Origin of the sequence: Erwinia psidii (assembly GCF_003846135.1) — a bacterium.
Lineage (GTDB): Bacteria > Pseudomonadota > Gammaproteobacteria > Enterobacterales > Enterobacteriaceae > Erwinia > Erwinia psidii.
Map to the genome: position 1 here is coordinate 1 of NZ_RHHM01000035.1, position 1,943 is coordinate 1,943.

Genomic DNA, 1,943 nt, shown 5'->3' on the forward strand with positions numbered 1-1,943 from the left:
GGTGAATGCCTTGGAAAATGGAGCCGAAAAAGGACGTGATTACCTGCGAAAAGTCTGGGGGAGCTGGAAGTAAGCTGCGATCCCGGAATGTCCGAATGGGGAAACCTAACATGATTTATCTCATGTTATCTATAAGTGAATACATAGCTTATAAGAAGGGAACCTAGGGAACTGAAACATCTTAGTACCTAGAGGAAAAGAAAATAATAATGATTCTGTTAGTAGTGGCGAGCGAACACGGAACAGGCCAAACCGTTCTACGGGGCGGGGTTGTAGGACTTTTGTTAGAGTTACAAAGTTATTGTATAGTAGAAGCTATTGGGAAGTAGCGGCATAGAGGGTGATACCCCCGTATACAAAATGCAATAACCTCGAGAAAGTATCCTGAGTACGGCGAAACATGTGAAATTTTGTCGGAATCTGCCAAGACCACTTGGTAAGCCTAAATACTACCATTTTACCGATAGTGAACCAGTACCGTGAGGGAAAGGTGAAAAGCACCCCGAGAGGGGAGTGAAAGAGATCCTGAAACCATATGCTTACAAGAAGGTAGAGTCCGTTAATGGGTGATACCGTGCTTTTTGTAGAAAGAGCCGGCGAGTTACTATTGCATGCGAGGTTAAGTCGATATAGATGGAGCCGTAGTGAAAGCGAGCCTTAATAGGGCGTTTAGTATGCAGTAGTAGACACGAAACCGGGTGATCTAGCCATGAGCAGGTTGAAGTTAGGGTAAAACCTAATGGAGGACCGAACCAGTATTCGTTGAAAAGACTTTGGATGACTTGTGGCTAGCGGTGAAATTCCAATCGAACCCGGAGATAGCTAGTTCTCCCCGATATATCTTTAAGGATAGCGTTATGTGAATTGTTGTGGAGGTAGAGCACTGAATCTATGATGGCTGCACCTAGCGGTACTGATTAGAATTAAACTCCGAATGCCATAACTTGTGCATAGCAGTCAGAACATGGGTGATAAGGTCCATGCTCGTGAGGGAAACAGCCCAGATCGTCAGCTAAGGTCCCTAAGTGTAAACTAAGTGTGTAAGGATGTGGAACTGCACAGACAGCTAGGATGTTGGCTTAGAAGCAGCCATCATTTAAAGAGTGCGTAACAGCTCACTAGTCGAGTGATTCTGCGCCGAAAATGTACCGGGGCTTAAGTTTACCACCGAAGCTACGGATTGTACGCAAGTACAGTGGTAGGGGAGCGTTCCAAGGGTGATGAAGTCAGACCGTAAGGACTGGTGGAGCGCTTGGAAGTGATTATGCCGGCATGAGTAACGTTTGGAAGTGAGAATCTTCCATGCCGTTTGACCAAGGTTTCCTGGGCAAGGTTCGTCCACCCAGGGTTAGTCAGGACCTAAGGCGAGGCCGACAGGCGTAGTCGATGGACAACAGGTTGATATTCCTGTACCAGTTAATTAGTGATGGAGTGACGGAGAAGGATAGTATATCCCGGGTGCTGGTTGTCCCGGGCTAAGCACAAAGACGGCAACATTGGCAAATCCGTGTTGTATTAACGTTGAAGTGTGATGGGGAGTGAACGGTTCGCCTAGTAACGAAGTATATGACTCCACGCTTCCAAGAAAAGCTTCTAACATTAATAATTAACTGCCTGTACCTAGAACGAACACACGTGGTCAAGGAGAAAATCCTAAGGCAAGCGAGACAACTGTAGCTAAGGAACTCTGCAAAATAACTCCGTAACTTCGGAAGAAGGAGTGCTCATCTTTGATGAGCCGCAGTGAAGAGGGAGGGGCAACTGTTTAACAAAAACACAGCTCTCTGCTAAGGCGCAAGACGATGTATAGGGGGTGACACCTGCCCAGTGCCGGAAGGTTAAGAGGAGAAGTCAGCGCAAGCGAAGCTTTGAATTGAAGCCCCGGTGAACGGCGGCCGTAACTATAACGGTCCTAAGGTAGCGAAATTCCTTGTCAGGTAAAT

General features: G+C 46.8%; 1 rRNA gene. It reads left to right on the forward strand.

Annotated features, from left to right (window positions below):
- Positions 1-1,943 (forward strand): 23S ribosomal RNA (locus EB241_RS20690); the annotation flags it as partial.